We start from the raw sequence: 4,037 nt of genomic DNA, 5'->3' as shown, positions 1-4,037 counted from the left end.
CCCCGCTGCGGGCTTCGCCCTGCAGGGGAGGGGGATTTTTCAAATTGTAAACAGCCCTGGCGCCAACGGAATCATGAGCAATGAGGCGCATTTTTCCCGTTCGCGCCAAAAACCCGCGCCATGCCTGGCTTCCCGCCCGCCGCCGCCCGCCCGCCCCGCTTTTTTGCTACAATCGCGCCGCTTTTTAATCCACTGGAATCATCATGTCCCACTATATTTTTGTTCTGAACTGCGGCTCTTCCAGCCTGAAATTCTCTGTCATTAACCCGGAAAACGGCGAGGAGCCGCTCAAGGGTCTGGCCGAACGCCTGGGCGTCGGCGGCATCGGCAACATCACCATCAAGAACGCCAAGGGCGACAAACTCGAAGAAACGCTGGATCCCGGTACGCACCAGGAAGCGCTGCGCCACATTGTTGCCGCGCTGCACAAAGAAGGGCTGATGGACAAAATCAAAGCGGTCGGCCACCGCATCGTCCACGGCGGCGAGTATTTCGCCGAGTCGGTGCTGGTCGATGATGATGTGCGCGAGAAGATTGTCGATTGCATCCGCCTCGCGCCACTGCACAATCCGGCGCACGTCACCGGTATCGACGCCGCACGCGAAGCCTTCCCCGACCTGAAGCAGGTCGTTGTTTTTGATACGGCTTTCCACCAGCATATGCCGCAGCGCGCCTTCCTCTACGCTCTGCCGTACAAGCTCTACAGCGACAACAAAATCCGCCGCTACGGTTTCCACGGCACTTCTTACCGCTACATCGCCAGCCAGCTGCCGGAAAAACTCGGCATCGCCAAACCGAAAGCGGTGGTTGCCCACCTCGGTAATGGCGCCTCACTCGCCGCCGTCGATTTCGATCATTCCGTGGATACGACGATGGGGCTGACCCCGCTCGAAGGCGTGGTACACGGCACCCGTTCCGGCGATGTTGACCCGGCGATTTTCGGCATTCTCACCGGGCAGATGGGGATGAGTCCGAAGGAAGTGGACGATATGCTGTGGAAGCAGTCCGGCCTGCTCGGTTTGTCCGGCCTTTCCAACGATTGCCGCACTATTGAAGAGGCTTACGCCAAGGGCGACGAAGCGGCAATTCGCACCATGGATGTCTATTGCTACCGCCTCGCCAAGAATCTAGCGGCGCAGATGGTCGGCCTCGGCGGTGCGGACGCCATCGTCTTCACCGGCGGCATCGGCGAAAATTCCTGGCTGGTACGCGAGAAATCCGTCGCCCTGCTCGAATTTCTCGGCTTCAAGCTCGACGAGCAGAAAAACCACGACACCACCCGTGGCAAGGAAGGCAATATCGCCGCGCCGGGCAGCAAGCCAATCTGGGTCATCGCCACCAACGAGGAGCTGATGATCGCCCGCGATACCGATGCGCTCAGCGCCTAAGGAGGACATCATGGTAAAAGCAATCCTCGTCGTCGCTACCCACCCCGGCATTGGCCTCACCTCCGCCGTGCTCGGCCTCTACCACGCCCTTGACCGCAAGGGCGTCAAGGTCGGCTTCCACAAACCGGTGATGCAATACGACATCGAAGGGCAGAACATCGACCACAGCCGCGCCGTGCTGCTGCATTCCTCGCGCGCGGTCGGCGACGACGCGCTGGTCATCCGCCCCGAAGCGGTGCAACAGGCGCTGGATGCGGGCAACCTCGACGAACTGATGGAAACCGTCATCCAGAACTTTGAGGCCGCCAAGGGCGACGCCGACGTCGTCATCATGGAAGGCCTGCTGGAAACGCCGAACGTACCCTACGCCGGCGAATGCAACCGGCAAATCGCCCGTGCGCTCGGTGCCGACGTCATCCTCTTGGCTGACGCGCGCGTCTCCAGCCTCGCCCGCCTCGAAAACCGCCTCGATTTCGCCGCCAACACCTTCGGCGGCTACGACAAAGGCCACCTGCTCGGCGCCATCGTGAACTACGCCGACGGCGCAGGCGCGCTCAGCCGCGACGAAATCGCGCGCAGCAAAGTGTTCAACGACCACTTCAAACTGCTCGGCGTCATCGGCAGCCGCGCGGAAATCGCCGCGCCGCGCGTCAGCGACCTGCAACAGCACCTCGGCGCCACCGTCCTCTTTGAAGGCGAAAGCAACAGCCGCCGCATCCTCGACTACGTCCTCTTTGCGCGCACCCCGGCCAACGCCGCCGACTTCCTCCGTCCCGGCTACTGCATCTTCCTCCCCGCTGACCGCGACGACGCGCTGATGGCAGCGACCATCTCCGCACGCGCCGGTAACCACCTCGCCTGCCTCGTCCTGACCGGGCCGCTGCCCGCCTCCGACGTGGTGATGAACCTGTGCAAGCCGCTGATCGAAGAAGCCAAACTGCCCGTCTTGCACCTCGGCACCAGCAGCTGGGAAATCAGCAAACTCATCGAAAAATTCAACCGCTACATCCCGGTCGATGACGAACAGCGCATCCGCGACACCAAAGAATACATCGCCGACAGCATCAAAGACGACTGGTTCGCCGACTACCTCCGCAGCGCGCGCAGCGTCAGCCTCTCGCCCGCCGCCTTCCGCTACCAGATTGTGCAGCGCGCCATTGCCGCGCAAAAAACCATCGTCCTGCCCGAAGGCGACGAACCGCGCACCGTCGTTGCCGCCAGCATCTGCGCCGAACGCAACATGGCGCGCTGCGTCCTCCTCGCCAAACCCGAAAGCGTGCAGGCCGTTGCCGCGCAACAAGGCGTCAAACTGGGCGACAACATCACCATCATTGACCCCGATGCCGTGCGCGAAAAATACGTCGCCCGCCTGGTCGAACTGCGCAAAGCCAAAGGCATGACCGAAGTACAGGCGCGCGACGCCCTGAGCGACGGCGTCATGCTCGGCACGATGATGCTGGAAGCGGGCGAAGTCGATGGCCTCGTCTCCGGCGCGGTGCACACCACCGCCAACACCATCCGCCCACCGCTGCAAATCATCAAAACCGCGCCCGGCGCGAGCATGGTCTCCTCCGTCTTCTTCATGTGCCTGCCCGACCAAGTGCTGGTCTATGGCGACTGCGCCATCGTCCCCAACCCGACCGCCGACGAACTCGCGCAAATCGCCATCCAGTCCAACGACAGCGCCAAAGCCTTCGGCATCGAGCCGCGCGTGGCGATGATCTCCTACTCCACCGGCAGCTCCGGCTCCGGCGCGGACGTCGAAAAAGTCAAAGAAGCGACCGCCAAAGTGCGCGAACTGCGGCCGGACATCCTCGTTGACGGCCCGCTGCAATACGACGCCGCCGCCGTCGAATCCGTCGGCAAACAAAAAGCGCCGAACAGCCCGGTCGCCGGACAAGCCAGCGTCTTCATCTTCCCCGACCTCAACACCGGCAACACCACCTACAAGGCAGTGCAGCGCTCCGCCAACGCCATCTCGATGGGGCCGGTGTTGCAAGGGATGCGCAAACCGGTGAACGACCTCTCGCGCGGCGCGCTGGTTGATGACATCGTTTACACCATCGCCATCACCGCCGTTCAAGCGGCACATTCCTAAACCCCACCTTTCTCCCCCTCCCCTGCGCAGCGGGGGAGGGGAGGTGAAGCAGTCGCACAGCGGCAAAACCATAAATCCATAATCGGATTACATCCAAAACCCACCACACACCACAAGGAAACCCTATGGGAATCAGCCCGATCCAACTCCTCATCGTCCTCATCATCGTCGTCGCCATCTTCGGTACCAAAAAACTCGGTAACGTCGGTGCCGACCTCGGCCAGGCCATCAAAGGCTTCAAAAACGCGATGAAAGAAGACGAAAAACCCGCCGACAAACTCGAACACCAAAAAACCGATGCCGCCGACACCCGCATCATCGAAGGCGAAGCGCGGCGCGAAGAAGAAAAAACCCGCTAAGGCCGCGCCGTGTTTGACATCGGCTTCTCCGAACTCGTCGTCTTGGGCGTTATCGGCATCGTCGTCATCGGGCCGCAGCGCCTGCCCGAAGTGGTGCGCACCGCCGTCATCACCGTGCGCAAAATCCGCCGCGCCTTCAGTGACGTGCGCGCCGACATCGAACGCGAACTTGACCTCGACGATATGCGCAAA

5 protein-coding genes are annotated in these 4,037 nt (G+C 61.9%); all 5 read left to right on the top strand.

The window, feature by feature from the left end:
• The coding region (locus tag Q0349_RS10125; protein ID WP_298080788.1) for a hypothetical protein at positions 1–265 on the top strand (265 nt) is incomplete at its 5' end.
• Positions 204–1,388, top strand: a complete 1,185-nt coding sequence (locus tag Q0349_RS10120; RefSeq protein WP_298080787.1) for an acetate kinase — start codon at positions 204–206, stop codon at positions 1,386–1,388. The genes Q0349_RS10125 and Q0349_RS10120, both read left to right, overlap by 62 nt.
• Before the next feature lie 10 nt (positions 1,389–1,398).
• Positions 1,399–3,486: a phosphate acetyltransferase gene (pta, locus tag Q0349_RS10115; RefSeq protein WP_298080786.1), complete on the top strand. Its 2,088-nt coding sequence runs from the start codon at positions 1,399–1,401 to the stop codon at positions 3,484–3,486.
• Positions 3,487–3,611: 125 nt separating this feature from the next.
• The gene (locus Q0349_RS10110; protein WP_298080785.1) at positions 3,612–3,845 is read left to right on the top strand and encodes a Sec-independent protein translocase subunit TatA; all 234 of its coding nucleotides are present in this window, start codon (positions 3,612–3,614) and stop codon (positions 3,843–3,845) included.
• A gap of 9 nt (positions 3,846–3,854) precedes the next feature.
• Positions 3,855–4,037 (top strand): Sec-independent protein translocase protein TatB (gene tatB, locus Q0349_RS10105; protein WP_298080783.1); only part of this gene is annotated, 183 nt, incomplete at its 3' end.

Origin of the sequence: uncultured Cardiobacterium sp., from assembly GCF_938028185.1 — a bacterium.
Taxonomy (GTDB): domain Bacteria; phylum Pseudomonadota; class Gammaproteobacteria; order Cardiobacteriales; family Cardiobacteriaceae; genus Cardiobacterium.
The sequence above is the reverse complement of the archived record's forward strand: the minus strand, read 5'-3'. Positions and strand labels throughout refer to the sequence as shown.

What these genes read in the sequence shown, in the direction of transcription:
- Q0349_RS10120 (WP_298080787.1), top strand. Translation starts at nt 204, where the DNA reads ATGTCCCACTATATTTTTGTTCTGAACTGCGGCTCTTCCAGCCTGAAA.
- pta (WP_298080786.1), top strand. Translation starts at nt 1,399, where the DNA reads ATGGTAAAAGCAATCCTCGTCGTCGCTACCCACCCCGGCATTGGCCTC.
- Q0349_RS10110 (WP_298080785.1), top strand. Translation starts at nt 3,612, where the DNA reads ATGGGAATCAGCCCGATCCAACTCCTCATCGTCCTCATCATCGTCGTC.